The following is a 16,642-nucleotide window of genomic DNA, read 5'->3' on the forward strand; positions in this document are numbered from 1 at the left end:
TGCGCGTCGCAGCACGACCCAGGGTCAACGGCCCGGAAAAGCGATGCGGGCGGAGGCTGTAACCCCCGCCCGCCGTCTTTCACTCGGCCGCCGCCGCCTCTTTCCCCCCGTTGAGGCGGGCCATCACCTTCGACACCAGCGGCCACACCAGCATCACCAACGCGAGGGTGACGATGGAGCCCACCAGCGGGTTGGACCAGAAGATGGAGAGGTGGCCCTGCGAGACCAGCATGGCCTGCCGGAACGACGATTCGGCCATGTCGCCGAGCACCAGGGCCAGCACCAGCGGGGCCAGCGGATACTGGAGCTTCTTGAACAGGTAGCCGATGACGCCGAAGATCAGCATGACGGCGATGTCGAGCCCGGCATTGTGCACCGTGTAGGCGCCCACCGCGCAGATCACCAGGATGATGGGCGCGATCACGCTGAACGGGATGCGCAGGATGGCCGCGAAGATCGGCACGGTGGTCAGCACCACGATCAGGCCGGCGATGTTGCCGAGATAGATCGAGGCGATGAGGCCCCACACGAAGTCCTTCTGCTCCACGAACAGCAGCGGGCCGGGCTGGAGGCCCCAGATGAGCAGGCCGCCCAGCAGCACCGCCGCGGTGGGCGAGCCGGGAATGCCGAGCGTCAGCATAGGCAAGAGCGCCGAGGTGCCGGCGGCGTGGGCCGCCGTCTCCGGCATGATGACGCCTTCCAGCTCGCCCTTGCCGAAGTTGCGCCCGTTCTTCGAGAACTTCTTGGCGAGGCCGTAGCTCATGAAGGAGGCCGGCGTCGCGCCGCCCGGAGTCACGCCCATCCAGCAGCCTACGATGGCCGAGCGCAGAAGGCCCGCCCAGTATTTGGGGATCTGCGCCCAGGTGTGCAGCACCACCCTGGGATTGATGGAGGCGCTCTTGCCCTTGAAGGCGAGACCTTCCTCCATGGTGAGCAGGATCTCGCCCACGCCGAACAGGCCGATGACCGCCACCAGGAAGTCGAAGCCGCGCAGCAGCTCCACCGAGCCGAAGGTCATGCGCAGCTGGCCCGTCACCGTGTCGATGCCCACCGCCGCGAGGGCGAAGCCGAGCATCATGGCCGCGATCACCTTGGCCGGCGGCTCCTTACCCATGCCGACGAACGAGCAGAAGGTGAGGAGGTAGACGGCGAAGAACTCGGCCGGGCCGAACTGCAGCGCGAACTTGGCGATGACCGGCGCGAGGAAGGTGATGAGGAGCACGGCGAAGAAGGCGCCGATGAAGGAGCCGGTGAAGGCCCCCGTCAGCGCCTCGCCGGCCTTCCCCTTCTGGGCCATGGGATGCCCGTCGAAGGTGGTGGCCACGCTCCAGGGCTCGCCGGGAATGTTGAACAGGATGGAGGTGATGGCGCCGCCGAACAGGGCTCCCCAATAGATGGAGGAGAGCATGATGATCGCCGACACCGGCGACATGGAGAAGGTGAGCGGCAGCAGGATGGCGACGCCGTTGGCGCCGCCCAGCCCCGGCAGAACGCCGATGAGGACGCCGAGCGAGATGCCGACGAACATGTAGACGATGTTCATGGGGTCGGCGAGGACACCGAACCCTCCGATGAGTGACGTGAGCGCTTCCACGGGGTCCTCCGTTGCGCCCCCCGGCCGCTTCTGTGGCGGCTCGCGCGGGGTCGGGCGCGTTGCCTGTTGTGCGTCGATGGTCTCGAAAAGATGGATGGGCGTCGCATCGCCCGTGGGTCCGCCGGGCGGGGCCGGGCGGAGATCGTCTGTCGCCTCCCGCGGCCCCGGAGGCGGGGCGCGCGGGCGGGACCGCGGCGCGGGGCGCCGGCGGTCAGTAGCCGAGCGCGGTCTCGAGCGGGCCCTTGGGCAGCGGCACCAGGAACCAGATCTCGAACATGACGAAGAGGGCGAGCGGCACGCCCACGGCGACGGGGATGATCTTCGCCACCGGGTATTTGCCGAGCCACCACATGAAGAAGGCGATGAACACCGCCGAGGCGAGATAGATTCCGACGAGGAAGATCAGGCCCACATAGACCGTCGTCGGGATCAACACCTGCATCACCGAGACGAGCTGCGAGCGATCGACGAAGTTTCCAAGGTCGGGATGGCGGCTCACCAGCGCCGTCACCAGGGTGACGGTGGAGGCGATGAACATGATGAGGCCGACGTAGAAGGGGAAATAGCCGGCCTGCGGGCCGTCCGACGCCCAGCTCGCACCAACGCGCCAGCTGTCGGACATGACGACGGCCGCGAGGGCCATGAACAACACGGCCACCGCCGCATCCATGGTGCGGTTGGTGACGGTCTTCTCATTGTGCGCGGTGTGGACGGAATGTCCGCTTTCAGTGCTCATGGGATCAGATCCTTGAAGCGCCCCGCCGGTTGGCGTCCGTCTCAGGCTTCGTGCGGGGCTTCAAAACGGGGCCGGTCACGGCCGGGGCGCACGGCGGTCGAGTTCCGCGCGGCGTCCCGGATGGGCTTCCCAGATCGGCGCACGGGGTCGGCGGCCGGGTCGGCCCCGCCGTCGCGCGGCGAAGCCTCTGCCGTCCCCTGCCCTTCCCGGTGCCGGCGGCTCTGCGGCCGCTCAGGCACGGTCGGTGCGAACGTTGCGCCGCGAACCTCGTCGCTTATTTGGCGACGAAGCCCGCCTTCTCCATGAGGTCCTTGTGCGTGGCCTCGGCCTTGGTGAGCCAGGCCGAATATTCGGGACCGCTCAGGGCCGTGGTGTTGAAGGCCCCCTTCTGCATGAATTCCTGCCACTCGGGGGTGGCGCGGACCTTCTTGAACAGCTCGACGAAGTAATCGACCTGATCCTTGGTGGCATTCGGCGGCATGAGGATGCCGCGCAACATCAGATATTCGATGTCGAGGCCGGATTCCTTACAGGTCGGAATGTCGTTCCAAGACTTTCCGTTGGCGATGGGCTCCTTGTAGGCGAGCCGCTGCTCGTCGAACACGCAGAGCGGCTTCAATTCGCCCGCGCGCCACTGGGACACCGCCTCGATGGGGTTGTTGACCGAGGCGGTCACATGGCCGCCGACGAGCTGGGCCGCGACGTCGCCGCCGCCCTTGTAGGGCACATAGATGAACTTGGCGCCGGTCTTCTGCTCGATGGCGGCGGTGATGATCTGGTCTTCCTGCTTGGAACCGGTGCCGCCCATCTTGAAGATCTGGTCGCCGGAGGCGGCCTTGAGGGCGGCGAGGAAGCCCTTCACGTCGTCATAGGGCGCCTTGGCGTTCACCCACAGCACGAACTCGTCGAGCGCCAGCATGGAGACCGGGGTCATGTCCTTCCAGGAGAAGGGCACGCCGGTGGCGAGCGGGGTGGTGAAGAGATTCGAGAGGGAGATGATGATCTTGTGGGGGTTCCGGTTGGAGCCCTTAACGTCGAGGAAGCCCTCGGCGCCGGCGCCGCCGGACTTGTTGATGACGACGAGCGGCTGGCTCATCAGATTGTTCTTCTGGACGATGCCCTGGATCATCCGCGCCATCTGGTCGGCGCCGCCGCCGGTGCCGGCGGGAACGATGAATTCCACGGTCTTGGTGGGCTCCCAGGCCGCATGGGCCAAAGACGGCACACCGACGGGCGCGAGCGCCGTCGTGACCGCGAGCGCAGCCGCACCTCTCCTGACGATCTTGGCGATTGCCGAATGCATCTGATTTTTCCTCCCCACGTCCGCGTTCTTTTTGGTGCGGATCGCAATTCCAGAGCTTCAATCAACCGACGCCTGCTGCGCCGGGCAAGGTCCCGAAAACACTTCTGTTCGTCGAACCCCCGGGCTTAGCCTCTATGGAGCAGACGAAAACGGGACTTCAGCCTGTTTTACATCGCGTATCTTCACCAATACGCGATTTATGCCGGCAATTTAGTTGGCGTTCCCACCGTTGCCGTTACGGCGGCTTGGCAAGAGTATAGACCAAGGGAGGGGTGTCAATTGGAATTTTCAATTCGGAATTAGGTACGTTGTATGCCACAACTTTGGAATACTGTATTCCAGTTGCGGAAGGCCGCCTCACCGGAAGGCGGCGTAGTCCTGCGGCAGGTTTTCATCGGCACCGGAATACAGGCGCGTCATCTGCTCAGCCGCCGCCACCACCCGCCGGCCGAGGCGCTGGATGCGGTCCTCGCTCATGCGCACCGCCGGGCCGGACACGGACACCGCGCCGATGGGCTCGCGCCACTCGTTGAGGATGGCGGCCGCCACCGCGCGCATGCCGGGGGCGTGCTCCTCCCGGTCCACGGCGAAGCCGCGCTCCAGGATTTCGGCGACATCATCCATCAGCGCCCGCTCCTCGCGGCGGGTGGCGGTGGTGAAGGGCTCGTAGCGGACCTGGGCGAGACAGGCGCCGCGGAAGGAAGGGCTCGCGGCGGCGAGCACCGCCTTGCCGGCGGCGGTGGCATGCAGCGGCAGCCGCGCGCCCAGGCGGAAGAAGGCGCGCACAGGCGCGTGCGCCTCCGCCTGCGCCACCACCACCAGCTCCATGGCATCGAACATGGCAAGGTTCACGGTCTCGTCGGTCTCGTGGAGGAGACGGCGAATCACCGGACGGCCGATGTCCGGCAGCTTGCGGATGCGCAGATAGGCGGAGCCGATGCGGAACAGGCCGAGCCCCACCGTCCAGAGCCCGGTGGACAGGTCGTGATTGACCAGCTGGCGCTTCTCCAGCGTGGTCAGCAGGCGGTGCACGGTGGAGACGGGCAGCTCGGCGCGCCGGGCAATCTCGGCCAGCGCCATGCCATCCTGATCGGCCACCACGCGCAGCAGGGCGATGGCGCGGTCCAGCGACTGGACCTCGGCCCCGCCCTCCGACGCCGTGCCGGAGGCCGGCCGTCCCCTGCGCCGCGGTGCGACCTCGGTGTCCGGCATGCCGCTTTCTCCTCCCGTTTCGTTGCGCATCAAACTATCTTTCCCCTCGCGCCCGTCCACCCCGTGCGCTGCCCCTGCGTCAAATTTTCCACGTTGCGGAATTAATTTCCATAAGTATTGTGTCCGGGACTTGCCGGACGGCGGGGCTGCCCGCTAATCTGGTATACATAATACGACAAAGATCGCGCTCAGCAGGGAGGATCAGCCATGAAGGTATGCATTTACGGTGCCGGAGCCATTGGCGGCTATCTGGGCGTGCAGCTCGCCCAGGCCGGCGCCGATGTCAGCCTGGTGGCCCGTGGCGGCCATCTGGAGGCCATGCAGACCAATGGCGTGAAGCTGCTGATCAATGGCGAAGAGCGCGTCGCCAAGGTGCGCGCCACCGACGACCCGCGCGAGCTGGGGCCGCAGGATTACGTCATCATCGCCCTCAAGGGCCATTCGGTGCCCGGCGTGGTGCAGCAGATCCGCCCCCTCCTCGGCAACGACACCTCCGTCGTCACCGCCGTGAACGGCGTGCCCTACTGGTACTTCTACAAGCATGGCGGGGCGCTGGAGAACCGCACCCTCGCCACCATCGATCCCGGCGCGAAGCAGTGGGAAGTGCTGCGTCCCGAGCGCGCCATCGGCTGCATCGTCTATCCCGCGACCGAGGTGGTGGCGCCCGGCGTCATCCAGCACATCTACGGCGACAAGTTCCCCCTCGGCGAGCCGTCGGGCGAGATCACACCCCGCGTCACCGCCCTCAGCCAGATGATGGAAAAGGGCGGCCTGCGCGCGCCGGTGATGACCAATATCCGCGACGAGCTGTGGCTGAAGCTGTGGGGCAACCTCTGCTTCAACCCCATCAGCGCCCTCACCCACGCCACCCTCGACCTCATTGCCGCCGATCCCGGCACCCGTGCCGTGGCCAAGGCCATGATGCTGGAAGCCAAGGCCATCGCCGAGCGCATCGGCGTCAACTTCCGCGTGGACGTGGAACGCCGCATCAACGGCGCCGGCGCCGTGGGCGCGCACAAGACCTCCATGCTCCAGGACCTGGAGCGCGACCGCCCCATGGAGATCGATCCGCTGGTCAGCGTCGTCCAGGAAATGGGCCAGATGCTGGACATGCCCACCCCCACCCTCGACGTGGTGCTGGCCCTGGTGCGCCAGCGCGCCGCCATGGCCGGCCTCGGCGGCATCCTCGCCAACCCGCCGCTGACCGCCGCCGATCTCGAGCCGCAGAAGAAGGCCGCCGTCCACTGAGACCTCCCCTCCCGATGGCCGGGTCCGCCCGGTCATCGGACGCGGCAGCAGGGCGACTTGAAAATGAAAAGGCCGGGCGCTTGCCCGGCCTTTTTCATGTTTGCGTCGCTTCAGGAAAACCGCGCGGCCCTCGACCTCACACCCGCCGACGTTCCAACCGAACCTTGGGCAGGAGGCGCCCCGGACGGGCGCCTTGATCGGGATGCGTTCAGTCGGCCTCGCTCTGCGCGGCGGCAGGCGAAACGGGGGAAGCGGCGTCGGCCGGCTGGCTGGCGTTCAGCGCCATGCCTGTCAGCACATAGCCCAGCACGAGAGCGGCAAACACGGCGATTCGCTTGGTCATCCTCGATCCTCAGAACTTGCGTCGCGGCTTCCGTCGCCGACGACACCCGCTTGCGGCGGTGCAGCACGAAATACGCTTCCCGTGCGGCACCGGAGCTGAATGAGTGCGTCAGCAGCGGTTCATAAAGACTGAACGGCACCCGGGTGTTCCCCGGAAATCGTCCGGGGCGTGGCCTGCCCCGCCGGCACCGCGACCGGGGTGACGCCCCCGCGACTCGACCGCAGCGAAATCGGGTTTACACCGCGCCGCGTCATGTGTCTGTGTCCTGCGAGTCACAGCACCCTTGCGTGAACCGGGGTGGTAAAGCAGCGGTTTACGCGGTGCCGCAGCGGGGTACATCCCGGCCAGACGCCGCGAACGGGAGCCCGCGCCGCGGGCTGGCGAAAGACCGCGCCGGCAGGCCCGCGCGGCGCTTTACTCGGATCGTTACAGGCTCTAAGCGAGGGCACCTTTTCGCGACGCAGCAAGGCGCCCATGCTCCGCAAGCTCTACGACTGGATCATCGCGTATTCGTCGAAGCCGTCGGCACCCTGGGCCCTCGCCCTTGTCGCCTTTGCGGAAAGCTCGGTGTTTCCGGTGCCGCCGGACGTGCTGCAGGTGCCCATGACGCTGGCGCGGCCGGACAAGGCCTGGCGCTACGCCCTCATCGCCACCATCGCCTCGGTGCTGGGCGGCCTCGTCGGCTACGCCATCGGCGCGCTGCTCTATGACAGCGTGGGCAAGTTCCTCATCGACCTCTACGGCTACGGCCAGAAGGTCGACCAGTTCCGCGCCGCCTATGCCCATTACGGGCACTGGGTGATCCTGCTGAAGGGGCTCACGCCGATCCCGTTCAAGCTGGTCACCATCACCTCGGGCTTCGCGAACTACAGCCTGTTCTGGTTCATCGTGCTGTCGGTCATCACCCGCGGCGCCCGCTTCTTCCTGCTGGCGGCGCTGCTGCACTATTTCGGCCCGTCGGCGCGCGAGTTCATCGAGAAGCGGCTCGGCCTCGTCACGCTGGGTCTGCTGGCGGTGGTGGTGCTGGGACTGGTGGCCGCGGCCTACTTCATCTGAGGCCGCCGGCCTTCTTTACTGACCTTTCGGACGCGACAGGACCGAGGCGGTGCCCGCCGACGCGCTGTCGGTGGTCGCGGTGCCGGCACCGGCCTTGCGCTTCTGTGGCTGGGCCGGGCTCGCCGGCTGCGCCGGGGTCGCGGAGGGCGCGGCATTGGCCGATTGCTGGGCGGCCGTCTGCCCGGCCGGCGCATTCGCGCTGGCGCCCGGCGCCGACTGGGCCGGAGGCGTCGCTGCAGCGGCAGTAGGCGCGGGTACAACTGCAGGCGCAGGCGTGGTGGCGACCGGCGCGGCGGGGGCCACGGCGGCAGGCGCGGGCGTTACTGCGGCCATGGTGGCCTCCGGCGGGCGCTGGGGCGGCAGCGGCGCCGGGGTTCCGGCCATCGAGGGTGACGGGGCAGCGGAATAGGACGGCGCCGGAGCCGGCGGAACGGCGCGCGCCGTCGCGGGCGGTGCCTGACGCTGGGGCGCGGGAGCCGGCGCAGCCACGGCGGGTCCGCCGGGGATGGTGCGCGCGCTGACCACACGGCCGGTAAAGGCATTCACCCGCAAGAGCGCCCGCCCCTCCTGATCGGATGCGGCAACCAGATAGAAGCGGCCTGAGAGCTTGGGCGCACCGATGCTCCAGTAGCCCATGCTCTGGACGATGGACCGGATCTCCTCAGGCGGCAGCACCGGATAGCGCGCCTGCGGCACGCCATACGCCCCACTGGGATAGGTGCCGGGCGGATAAGCGCCGGGCGGCACCGGATAGCCGCGCGGCGCAAGGCCGGGCTGCCCCTCATAGATCAGCACCTGCGCCGCCGCCGGCAGCGCGCTGCCGAGGAGAAGGGCAGAGACGGCCGCCGCGCGCAGCACCGGCCGGGAGCCGAGGGGAAGGGAGAGGGTGTGGTGCACGGCGCTGCTCCGGATCGGTAGAAACGTGAGGCGGTCGGTCGGCCTGCGCCCCTTCTTCTCCGCGCGCGTCCACGCATGCGAAGACGGGACCCGGCGGAGCCGCCTGATTCCCGTTCACCTAAGCCTTCCAATGCGGCAGCCGTAGGACGCAAGTCGGGACGCAAAATTGGGGCGGGAACCGGCAATCGGCCGCATCGGGCATCGGACCCGCCGGGAGGCGCCGAAATCCCGTTGCGCGCGGGCCAACCGCCCCGTACCGTTCTTGCGCCAGAACCGCCAGTCGCGCAATTTTTCGCCAATTTGACCGCTTCTGCGCCATCGTGGCGCTTGTGAGGCTGCTGCTTTTCTGTCATCTTCGCCGAGATAGGGCAGTCGTACTTCCCTATCTCCCGTGCGCGCTGAATTGCCGAGCTCACGTTCCACAGGGCTGGCCCGCCGCCGGCCGAAGTCGGACGGAGGCGCAGTTCCGCGCGGCGCGGCTGTGGTGCAAAAGTTGCAAAGCAGGTATCGGATATCGCCGGACGCCCCGTCCGGGCGAAGGGGGTCCGGCGCCCGGCGCGATGCGCACGGGCACCGACAGTCTGGGGAAGCCGGCGGCACAGCCGGAAAATGCGGGCGGCGCGCCGCCCTATGGAAAAGGAATGGTCAGATGGCACCGATGGATCGCAAGGATGGCTTGATCGGAAGCGTGGCTCAGACTGCCGCCGCCGTGAAAGACACGGCGATCGTCGGCCGTCCGGACGCCTTCGGCCTGTTCGACCCGGCGCACGAGCGTGACGCCTGCGGCGTGGGCTTCATCGCCGACATCAAGGGCCGCAAGAGCCACCACATCGTGCAGGACGGCATCAACATCCTGCTCAACCTGGAGCACCGCGGCGCGGTGGGCGCCGATCCGCGCGCCGGCGACGGCGCGGGCATGCTGGTGCAGATCCCGCACAAGTTCTTCGCCAAGGAGGCGGCGCGCCTCGGCTTCGCCTTGCCGGAGCCCGGCCAGTATGCCGTCGGCCACATCTTCATGCCGCGCGAGGCCGAGGGTGAGGCCATCGTGCGCGCCGCCTACGAGCGGGTGGTGGCGGAAGAGGGCTTCGAGCTCATCGGCTGGCGCGACGTGCCCACCGACAATTCCTCCCTCGGCGTCAGCGTGCTGCCGACCGAGCCCAAGCACGTCCAGATCTTCATCGGCCGCGGCGAGTTCGCGGGCGACGAGGACGGCTTCGAGCGCCGCCTGTTCGTGCTGCGCAAGGTAATCTCCAACACCGTCTATGGCGCAAGGGACCCGCGCACCGCCGGCTATTATCCGGTGTCGCTGTCGGTCCGCACGCTGGTCTACAAGGGCATGTTCCTCGCCGACCAGCTCGGCGCCTATTATCCGGACCTGCACGACCCGGACTTCGAGAGCGCGCTCGCCCTCGTGCACCAGCGCTTCTCCACCAACACCTTCCCGGCCTGGCCGCTGGCCCACCCCTATCGCATGGTGGCGCACAACGGCGAGATCAACACCCTGCGCGGCAACGTCAACTGGATGGCGGCGCGGCAGGCGAGCGTGGATTCCGAGCTGTTCGGCGCCGACATCTCCAAGCTCTGGCCCATCAGCTATGAGGGCCAGTCGGACACCGCGTGCTTCGACAACGCGCTCGAATTCCTGGTGCAGGGCGGCTACTCGCTGCCCCACGCGGCCATGATGCTGGTGCCCGAGGCCTGGGCCGGCAACCCGCTCATGGACGAGGAGCGGCGCGCCTTCTACGAGTATCACGCCTCCCTCATGGAGCCGTGGGACGGCCCCGCCGCCATCGTCGCCACTGACGGCCGGAAGATCGTCGCGACGCTGGACCGCAACGGCCTGCGCCCCGCCCGCTACATGGTGACGAACGACGACACCATCGTGCTCGCCTCGGAAATGGGCGTGCTCACGCTGCCCGAGGAAAAGATCGTCACCAAGTGGCGCCTCCAGCCCGGCAAGATGCTGCTGGTGGACCTCGAGGAAGGCCGCCTCGTCCCCGACGAGGAGATCAAGACCGAGCTGGCCCGCGCCAATCCCTACAAGGAGTGGCTGAAGCACACCCAGCTGGTGCTCGAGGACCTGCGCCCCGTCGAGGCGCGCGAGGTGCGCACCGACGTGTCGCTGCTCGATCGCCAGCAGGCGTTCGGCTACACGCAGGAAGACCTCAAGCTGCTCATGGCGCCCATGGCCATCACCGGCCAGGAAGCGGTCGGCTCCATGGGCACCGACACGCCCATCAGCGTGCTGTCCAACAAGTCCAAGTCGCTGTTCAGCTACTTCCAGCAGAACTTCGCGCAGGTGACGAACCCGCCCATCGACCCGATCCGCGAGGAGCTGGTGATGAGCCTCGTCTCCTTCATCGGGCCGCGGCCGAACATCTTCGACCTGGAGGGCAACGCCCGCCGCAAGCGGCTCGAGGTGCGCCAGCCCATCCTCACCAACGAGGACCTGGAGAAGATCCGCTCCATCGGCTTCATGGAGGAGCGGTTCGACACCCGCACGCTGGACATCACCTACCCCTCAGACAAGGGCGCGGCGGGCATGGAGGATGCCGTCGAGCGGCTATGCGAGCGCGCCGAGGCGGCGGTCCACGGCGGCTACAACATCATCATCCTGTCCGACCGCATGATCGGACCGGACCGCATCCCGATCCCGGCGCTGCTCGCCACGGCGGCGGTGCATCACCATCTCATCCGCAAGGGCCTGCGCACCTCGGTCGGCCTTGTGGTCGAGACCGGTGAGGCGCGGGAGGTGCATCACTTCGCCTGTCTCGCCGGCTACGGCGCCGAGGCCATCAACCCCTATCTCGCCTTCGAGACCCTGCTCTCCATGAAGGACGAGATTCCGGAGGAGGTGGACGACAAGGAGATCGTGAAGCGCTTCATCAAGTCCATCGACAAGGGACTGCTGAAGGTGATGTCCAAGATGGGCATCTCCACCTACCAGTCCTATTGCGGCGCGCAGATCTTCGACGCGGTGGGCCTCTCCTCCGAGCTGGTGCGGAAGTATTTCTTCGGCACCGCCACCACCATCGAGGGCGTGGGCCTGCCGGAGATCGCGGAAGAGACCGTGCTGCGGCATACCCTCGCCTTCTCGGACGCGCCCGTGTTCCGCATGGCGCTCGATGTGGGCGGCGAATACGCCTACCGCATCCGCGGCGAGGACCATGCGTGGTCGCCGGATTCGGTGGCGGCGCTCCAGCATGCGGTGCGCGGCAACGCGCAGGACAAGTACAAGGCGTTCGCCGCCATGATCAACGAGGAGGACAAGCGCCTCCTCACCGTGCGCTCGCTGTTCCGCATCCGGTCGGCGGGCGAGATCGGGCAGGCGAGCGTGGACGTCGCGGACGTGGAACCCGCCTCCGAGATCGTGAAGCGCTTCGTCACCGGCGCCATGTCGTTCGGCTCCATCTCGCGGGAGGCGCACACCACGCTTGCCATCGCCATGAACCGGATCGGCGGCAAGTCGAACACCGGCGAAGGCGGCGAGGAGCCGGAGCGCTTCAAGCCCCTGCCCAACGGCGACAGCATGCGCTCCGCCATCAAGCAGGTGGCCTCCGGCCGCTTCGGCGTGACGGCGGAATATCTCGTCAATTCCGACGTGATGCAGATCAAGGTCGCGCAGGGCGCCAAGCCCGGCGAGGGCGGCCAGTTGCCCGGCCACAAGGTGGACGCGGTGATCGCCAAGGTGCGCCACTCCACCCCGGGCGTGGGCCTCATCTCCCCGCCCCCGCACCATGACATCTATTCCATCGAGGACCTCGCCCAGCTCATCTACGACCTGAAGAACGTGAACCCCGACGCGGACGTGTCGGTGAAGCTCGTCTCCGAGGTCGGCGTGGGCACGGTGGCGGCCGGCGTCGCCAAGGCGCGCGCCGACCACATCACCATCTCCGGCTTCGAGGGCGGCACGGGCGCGAGCCCGCTCACCTCCATCAAGCACGCCGGCTCGCCGTGGGAGATGGGCCTCGCCGAGACCCAGCAGACGCTGGTGGCCAACCGCCTGCGCTCGCGCGTCGCGCTGCAGGTGGACGGCGGCCTGCGCACCGGCCGGGACGTCATCATCGGCGCCCTGCTCGGCGCCGACGAGTTCGCCTTCTCCACCGCCCCGCTGATTGCGGCGGGCTGCATCATGATGCGCAAGTGCCACCTGAACACCTGCCCGGTGGGCGTGGCGACGCAGGACCCCGTGCTGCGCAAGCGCTTCAAGGGCACGCCCGAGCACGTCATCAACTACTTCTTCTTCATCGCGGAAGAGGTGCGGGAGATCATGGCTTCCCTCGGCTTCCGCAAGCTGGAAGAGATGGTGGGCCGCGCCGACGTGCTGGACCAGAAGGCCGCCATTGACCACTGGAAGGCCAAGGGCCTCGACTTCTCGCGCATCTTCGCGGTGCCGCAGGTGCCGGCCGAGGTTGGCATCCGCCACACCGAGCGCCAGCACCACCCCATCGAGAAGGTGCTCGACCGCACCCTCATCGCAAAGGCGGCCCCGGCGCTGGAGCGCGGCGAGAAGGTGGTCATCGAGACCCCCATCCGCTCGGTGGACCGCTCCGCCGGCGCCATGCTCTCGGGCGCGGTGGCCAAGGCCTATGGCGGCGCCGGCCTGCCCGACGACACCATCCACGTCACCCTCTCGGGCACCGCGGGCCAGGCCTTCGGCGCCTTCCTCGCGGCGGGCGTCACCTTCGACCTCATCGGCGAGGCCAACGACTACGTGGGCAAGGGCCTCTCGGGCGGGCGCATCATCGTGCGGCCGCCGGCCCATTCGGCCATCGTTCCGGAGAACTCCATCATCGTCGGCAACACCGTGATGTATGGCGCGACCCAGGGCGAATGCTACTTCCACGGCATCGCCGGGGAGCGCTTCGCGGTGCGCAATTCGGGGGCAATCGCCGTCGTCGAAGGCACTGGCGACCATGGCTGCGAATACATGACCGGCGGCATCGTGGTGGTCATCGGCCCCACGGGACGCAACTTCGCGGCCGGCATGTCCGGCGGCGTCGCCTACGTGCTCGACGAGGACAAGAGCTTCGCCAAGCGCTGCAATCTCTCCATGGTGGATCTGGAGCCGGTGGAGGAGGAGGAGGATCTGCTGGAGCGCCTCCACCACCACGGCGGCGACCTGGAGTTCAAGGGCCGCATCGACGTGCAGGGCGACATGTCCCGCCACGACGAGGAGCGCCTGCACCAGCTCATCGCCAAGCACCTGCACCACACGGGCTCGGCGCGGGCGCAGATGATCCTCGACAACTGGGCGGACTACCGCTCCAAATTCGTCAAGGTGATGCCGGTGGAATACCGCCGCGCCTTGCGCGAGATGGAGAAGCGCCGCGGCCTCGCGGCGGCCGAATGAGGCGGGAGCGTCCCCTCCCCGGAGGGGACGCCGGCCGGCCCGAGTGGCCGGCGAGCGGGCTCGGGAAGCCCGCGCGGTAACGCGCGCGAAAACCGAGTCCTCAAGCTGGAACAATTCTTGTAATGGAACTCGTGGTGCGGCACGCCGAGACATCCGGCGCGCGCGGCGGTTCCCTCAAGGTTCGCCAACGAGGTTTTTATGGGCAAGGTCACGGGGTTCCTGGAGATTGATCGGCGCGAGCAGAAGTATCAGCCCGCATCCGACCGCATCCGCCATTTCCGCGAGTTCACGCTGCCGCTGCCCGACGCCGAGGTGGAGAACCAGGCGTCGCGCTGCATGGATTGCGGCATCCCCTTCTGCCACGGCTCCACCGGCTGCCCGGTCAACAACCAGATCCCGGACTGGAACGACCTCGTCTATCGCAACGAGTGGGAAGAGGCCGCCCGCAACCTCCACTCCACCAACAATTTCCCCGAATTCACCGGCCGCATCTGCCCCGCCCCGTGCGAGGAAGCCTGCACGCTGAACCTCGAGGACGTGCCCGTCACCATCAAGACGGTGGAGCAGGCCATCGCCGACAAGGCGTGGAAGAAGGGCTGGATCAAGCCCGAGCCTGCCGCCGTGAAGACCGGCAAGAAGGTCGCCATCATCGGCTCCGGCCCGGCGGGCCTCGCCGCCGCCCAGCAGCTCGCCCGCGCCGGCCACGACGTGCATGTCTATGAGCGCGAGCCCAAGGCCGGCGGCCTGCTGCGCTATGGCATCCCCGACTTCAAGATGGAGAAGCACCACATCGACCGCCGGGTGAAGCAGATGGAGGGGGAAGGCGTCACCTTCCACTACAACGAGAATATCGGTGTGGTGCGCCCCCTTCAGGAACTGCTCGACGGCCATGACGCGGTGCTGCTCGCTGGCGGCTCCGAGGCCCCGCGCGATCCGGGCCTCCCCGGGCAGGAGATGGAGGGCGTGCATTTCGCCATGCCCTATCTCGTGCAATCCAACCGCCGCGAGAGCGACGAGCCGGTGAACGAGGTCCCGATCCTCGCCGGCGGCAAGCATGTGGTGGTGGTGGGCGGCGGCGACACCGCCTCCGACTGCGTGGGCACCGCCTTCCGACAGGGCGCGCTCTCCGTCACCCAGCTCGACATCCGCGCCGTGCCTCCCATGAAGGAGGACAAGCTGGCGGTGTGGCCCTTCTGGCCCACCAAGTTCCGCACCTCCTCCTCCCAGGCCGAGGGCGCCGAGCGCGAGTTCGCCTGCGCGACGCTGGGCATCGAGGGCCGCAACGGCCGCGTCACCGGCGTCAAGTGCGCCCGCGTCGATGCCAAGCGCCAGCCCATCCCCGGCACCGAGTTCGTGCTGCGCGCCGATCTCGTCTTCCTCGCCATCGGCTTCGCCCACCCGCTGTTCGCCGGGCTCATCGAGCAGTCCGGCGCGGCTTTGGACAAGCGCGGCAATGTGAAGGCGGACGAGGAGGCCTATGCCACCTCCGTGCCCAAGCTCTACGCCGCCGGCGACATGCGCCGCGGCCAGTCGCTGGTGGTCTGGGCCATCCGCGAAGGCCGCCAGGCCGCCCACGCCATCGACAAGGACCTGATGGGCGCCACCACCCTGCCGCGCTGAGCGCCCGTTCCCCGGACAAGCGACACCGAAGGTGGAGCGCTGATCCGGGGGCCAGCGCAAGACTCCCCAAGCCGTCATCGCCCGGCTTGTCCGGGCGATCCACGGTGTGGTCCGGTAAATCCTCCGGACATTGCTCCAGCGGCCCGGTGGATCGCCCGAAACCCGGCTGTTGCCGGGTTTCGCCATTGGGAACGGAAGTCGGCAACAGCCGGCTTCCGGACAAGCCGGGCGATGACAAGCGGATATAATCGTGCTGGGCCCCGGATCGCATTCCGCTATCGCTGCTGCATGCGTCCGGGGTGCGAGGGCGGTACAGCCTCCTCAGATGTTCGTCTTGTCGGCGCCCTTCAGCTCCAGGATCTCGCGCGCCTCGTCGGGGCTGGCCACTTCCAGCCCCAGGCCCTCGATGATCTTGGCGGCGAGCTTCACCTGATCGGCGTTGGAGGTGGCGAGCTTGCCACGGCCGGCCCAGAGTGAATCCTCCAGCCCCACCCGGATGTTGCCGCCCATGGAGGCGGCCATGGCGGCAATCGGCAGCTGGTTGCGGCCGGCGCCGAGCACGGACCAGCGATACTGATCGCCGAACAGCCGGTCGCAGGTGCGCTTCATGTGCATCACGTCCTCGGGGTGGGGACCGATGCCGCCGAGAAGCCCGAACACGGACTGCACGAACAGCGGCGGCTTCACCAGCCCGCGCTCCAGGAAGTGCGCGAGATTGTAGAGATGGCCGATGTCGTAGCACTCGAACTCGAAGCGCGTGCCGTTGTCGTAGCAGGTGGTCAGGATATATTCGATATCCTTGAAGGTGTTGCGGAAGACGAGATCGCGCGTGTTCTCAAGATGCGTCTTCTCCCACGGGTGCTTGAACTCCTTGTACTTGTCGAGCAGGTGGAAGAGCCCGAAATTCATGGAGCCCATGTTCAGGGAGGCCACTTCCGGCTTGAAGGTGGCGGCGGGCAGCACGCGCTCCTCCACCTTCATGTAGGGGCTGCCGCCGGAGGTGATGTTGATGACCGCGCTGGTGGCCTGCTTGATGCGCGGCAGGAAGGGTGCGAACGCCTCCGGCGTCTGGTCCGGCTGTCCGGTCTCGGGGTTGCGGGCGTGCAGGTGCAGGATGGCCGCGCCGGCCTCGGCCGCCTTCAGCGCGTCGGCGACGATCTCGTCCGGCGTGATGGGCAGATAGGGCGACATGGTGGGCGTGTGGATCGCCCCCGTGATGGCGCAGGTGATGATGACCTTGCGGTTGGATTTCTTGGGGGCGGCCTCGGTCATGACGGTGT

The 16,642-nt window shown here is 67.7% G+C and carries 11 protein-coding genes; 4 read left to right on the forward strand and 7 right to left on the reverse strand.

The genetic code is table 11. The features are described from left to right. Nucleotides 1-79: 79 nt before the first annotated feature. The 4 genes from XAN126_RS0120025 to XAN126_RS0120040 all read right to left on the reverse strand — a co-directional run bounded on the left by XAN126_RS0120025 (nucleotide 80) and on the right by XAN126_RS0120040 (nucleotide 4,845). Complete coding sequence (locus XAN126_RS0120025; protein ID WP_024280342.1) at nucleotides 80-1,594, reverse strand: tripartite tricarboxylate transporter permease; 1,515 nt, start codon at nucleotides 1,592-1,594, stop codon at nucleotides 80-82. Nucleotides 1,595-1,805: 211 nt separating this feature from the next. Beyond that, complete coding sequence (locus XAN126_RS0120030) at nucleotides 1,806-2,330, reverse strand: tripartite tricarboxylate transporter TctB family protein (protein WP_024280343.1); 525 nt, start codon at nucleotides 2,328-2,330, stop codon at nucleotides 1,806-1,808. Between the two features lie 274 nt (nucleotides 2,331-2,604). Then, nucleotides 2,605-3,633 (reverse strand): tripartite tricarboxylate transporter substrate-binding protein, encoded by a 1,029-nt coding sequence (locus tag XAN126_RS0120035; RefSeq protein WP_024280344.1) that lies wholly within the window; start codon nucleotides 3,631-3,633, stop codon nucleotides 2,605-2,607. A 357-nt stretch (nucleotides 3,634-3,990) separates the two neighbouring features. Beyond that, nucleotides 3,991-4,845 carry an IclR family transcriptional regulator C-terminal domain-containing protein gene (locus XAN126_RS0120040; protein ID WP_024280345.1) on the reverse strand — a complete coding sequence of 285 codons (855 nt, stop codon included), beginning with the start codon at nucleotides 4,843-4,845 and terminating at the stop codon, nucleotides 3,991-3,993. Between the two features lie 207 nt (nucleotides 4,846-5,052). On the opposite strand from XAN126_RS0120040, the gene XAN126_RS0120045 reads away from it, so the two are divergent. Beyond that, the gene (locus XAN126_RS0120045) at nucleotides 5,053-6,093 is read left to right on the forward strand and encodes a 2-dehydropantoate 2-reductase (protein ID WP_024280346.1); all 1,041 of its coding nucleotides are present in this window, start codon (nucleotides 5,053-5,055) and stop codon (nucleotides 6,091-6,093) included. A 208-nt stretch (nucleotides 6,094-6,301) separates the two neighbouring features. Here XAN126_RS0120045 and XAN126_RS29330 read toward each other — a convergent pair whose 3' ends face one another. Then, nucleotides 6,302-6,436 carry a hypothetical protein gene (locus XAN126_RS29330; protein ID WP_280938294.1) on the reverse strand — a complete coding sequence of 45 codons (135 nt, stop codon included), beginning with the start codon at nucleotides 6,434-6,436 and terminating at the stop codon, nucleotides 6,302-6,304. Nucleotides 6,437-6,910: 474 nt separating this feature from the next. Here XAN126_RS29330 and XAN126_RS0120055 point away from each other — a divergent pair, with 474 nt between their 5' ends. After that, complete coding sequence (locus XAN126_RS0120055; RefSeq protein WP_024280347.1) at nucleotides 6,911-7,492, forward strand: YqaA family protein; 582 nt, start codon at nucleotides 6,911-6,913, stop codon at nucleotides 7,490-7,492. A 15-nt stretch (nucleotides 7,493-7,507) separates the two neighbouring features. Here the strand turns inward: XAN126_RS0120055 and XAN126_RS27320 are convergent, their stop codons facing one another. Further along, entirely contained in the window at nucleotides 7,508-8,389 is an 882-nt protein-coding gene (locus XAN126_RS27320; protein ID WP_024280348.1) for a hypothetical protein, read from the reverse strand. A gap of 649 nt (nucleotides 8,390-9,038) precedes the next feature. Between XAN126_RS27320 and gltB the strand changes: the two genes are divergently transcribed. Together gltB and XAN126_RS0120070 are read left to right on the forward strand one after the other, a co-directional pair. Then, nucleotides 9,039-13,742, forward strand: coding sequence for a glutamate synthase large subunit (gene gltB / locus XAN126_RS0120065; RefSeq protein ID WP_024280349.1), 4,704 nt, complete (start codon nucleotides 9,039-9,041; stop codon nucleotides 13,740-13,742). A 198-nt stretch (nucleotides 13,743-13,940) separates the two neighbouring features. Beyond that, nucleotides 13,941-15,362 (forward strand): glutamate synthase subunit beta, encoded by a 1,422-nt coding sequence (locus XAN126_RS0120070; protein ID WP_024280350.1) that lies wholly within the window; start codon nucleotides 13,941-13,943, stop codon nucleotides 15,360-15,362. Nucleotides 15,363-15,683: 321 nt separating this feature from the next. Here the strand turns inward: XAN126_RS0120070 and XAN126_RS0120075 are convergent, their stop codons facing one another. Beyond that, nucleotides 15,684-16,634 carry a 3-keto-5-aminohexanoate cleavage protein gene (locus tag XAN126_RS0120075; RefSeq protein WP_024280351.1) on the reverse strand — a complete coding sequence of 317 codons (951 nt, stop codon included), beginning with the start codon at nucleotides 16,632-16,634 and terminating at the stop codon, nucleotides 15,684-15,686. Between the last annotated feature and the right edge of the window lie 8 nt (nucleotides 16,635-16,642).

The organism is Xanthobacter sp. 126 (genome assembly GCF_000526175.1).
GTDB classification, from domain to species: Bacteria; Pseudomonadota; Alphaproteobacteria; order Rhizobiales; family Xanthobacteraceae; genus Xanthobacter; species Xanthobacter aminoxidans.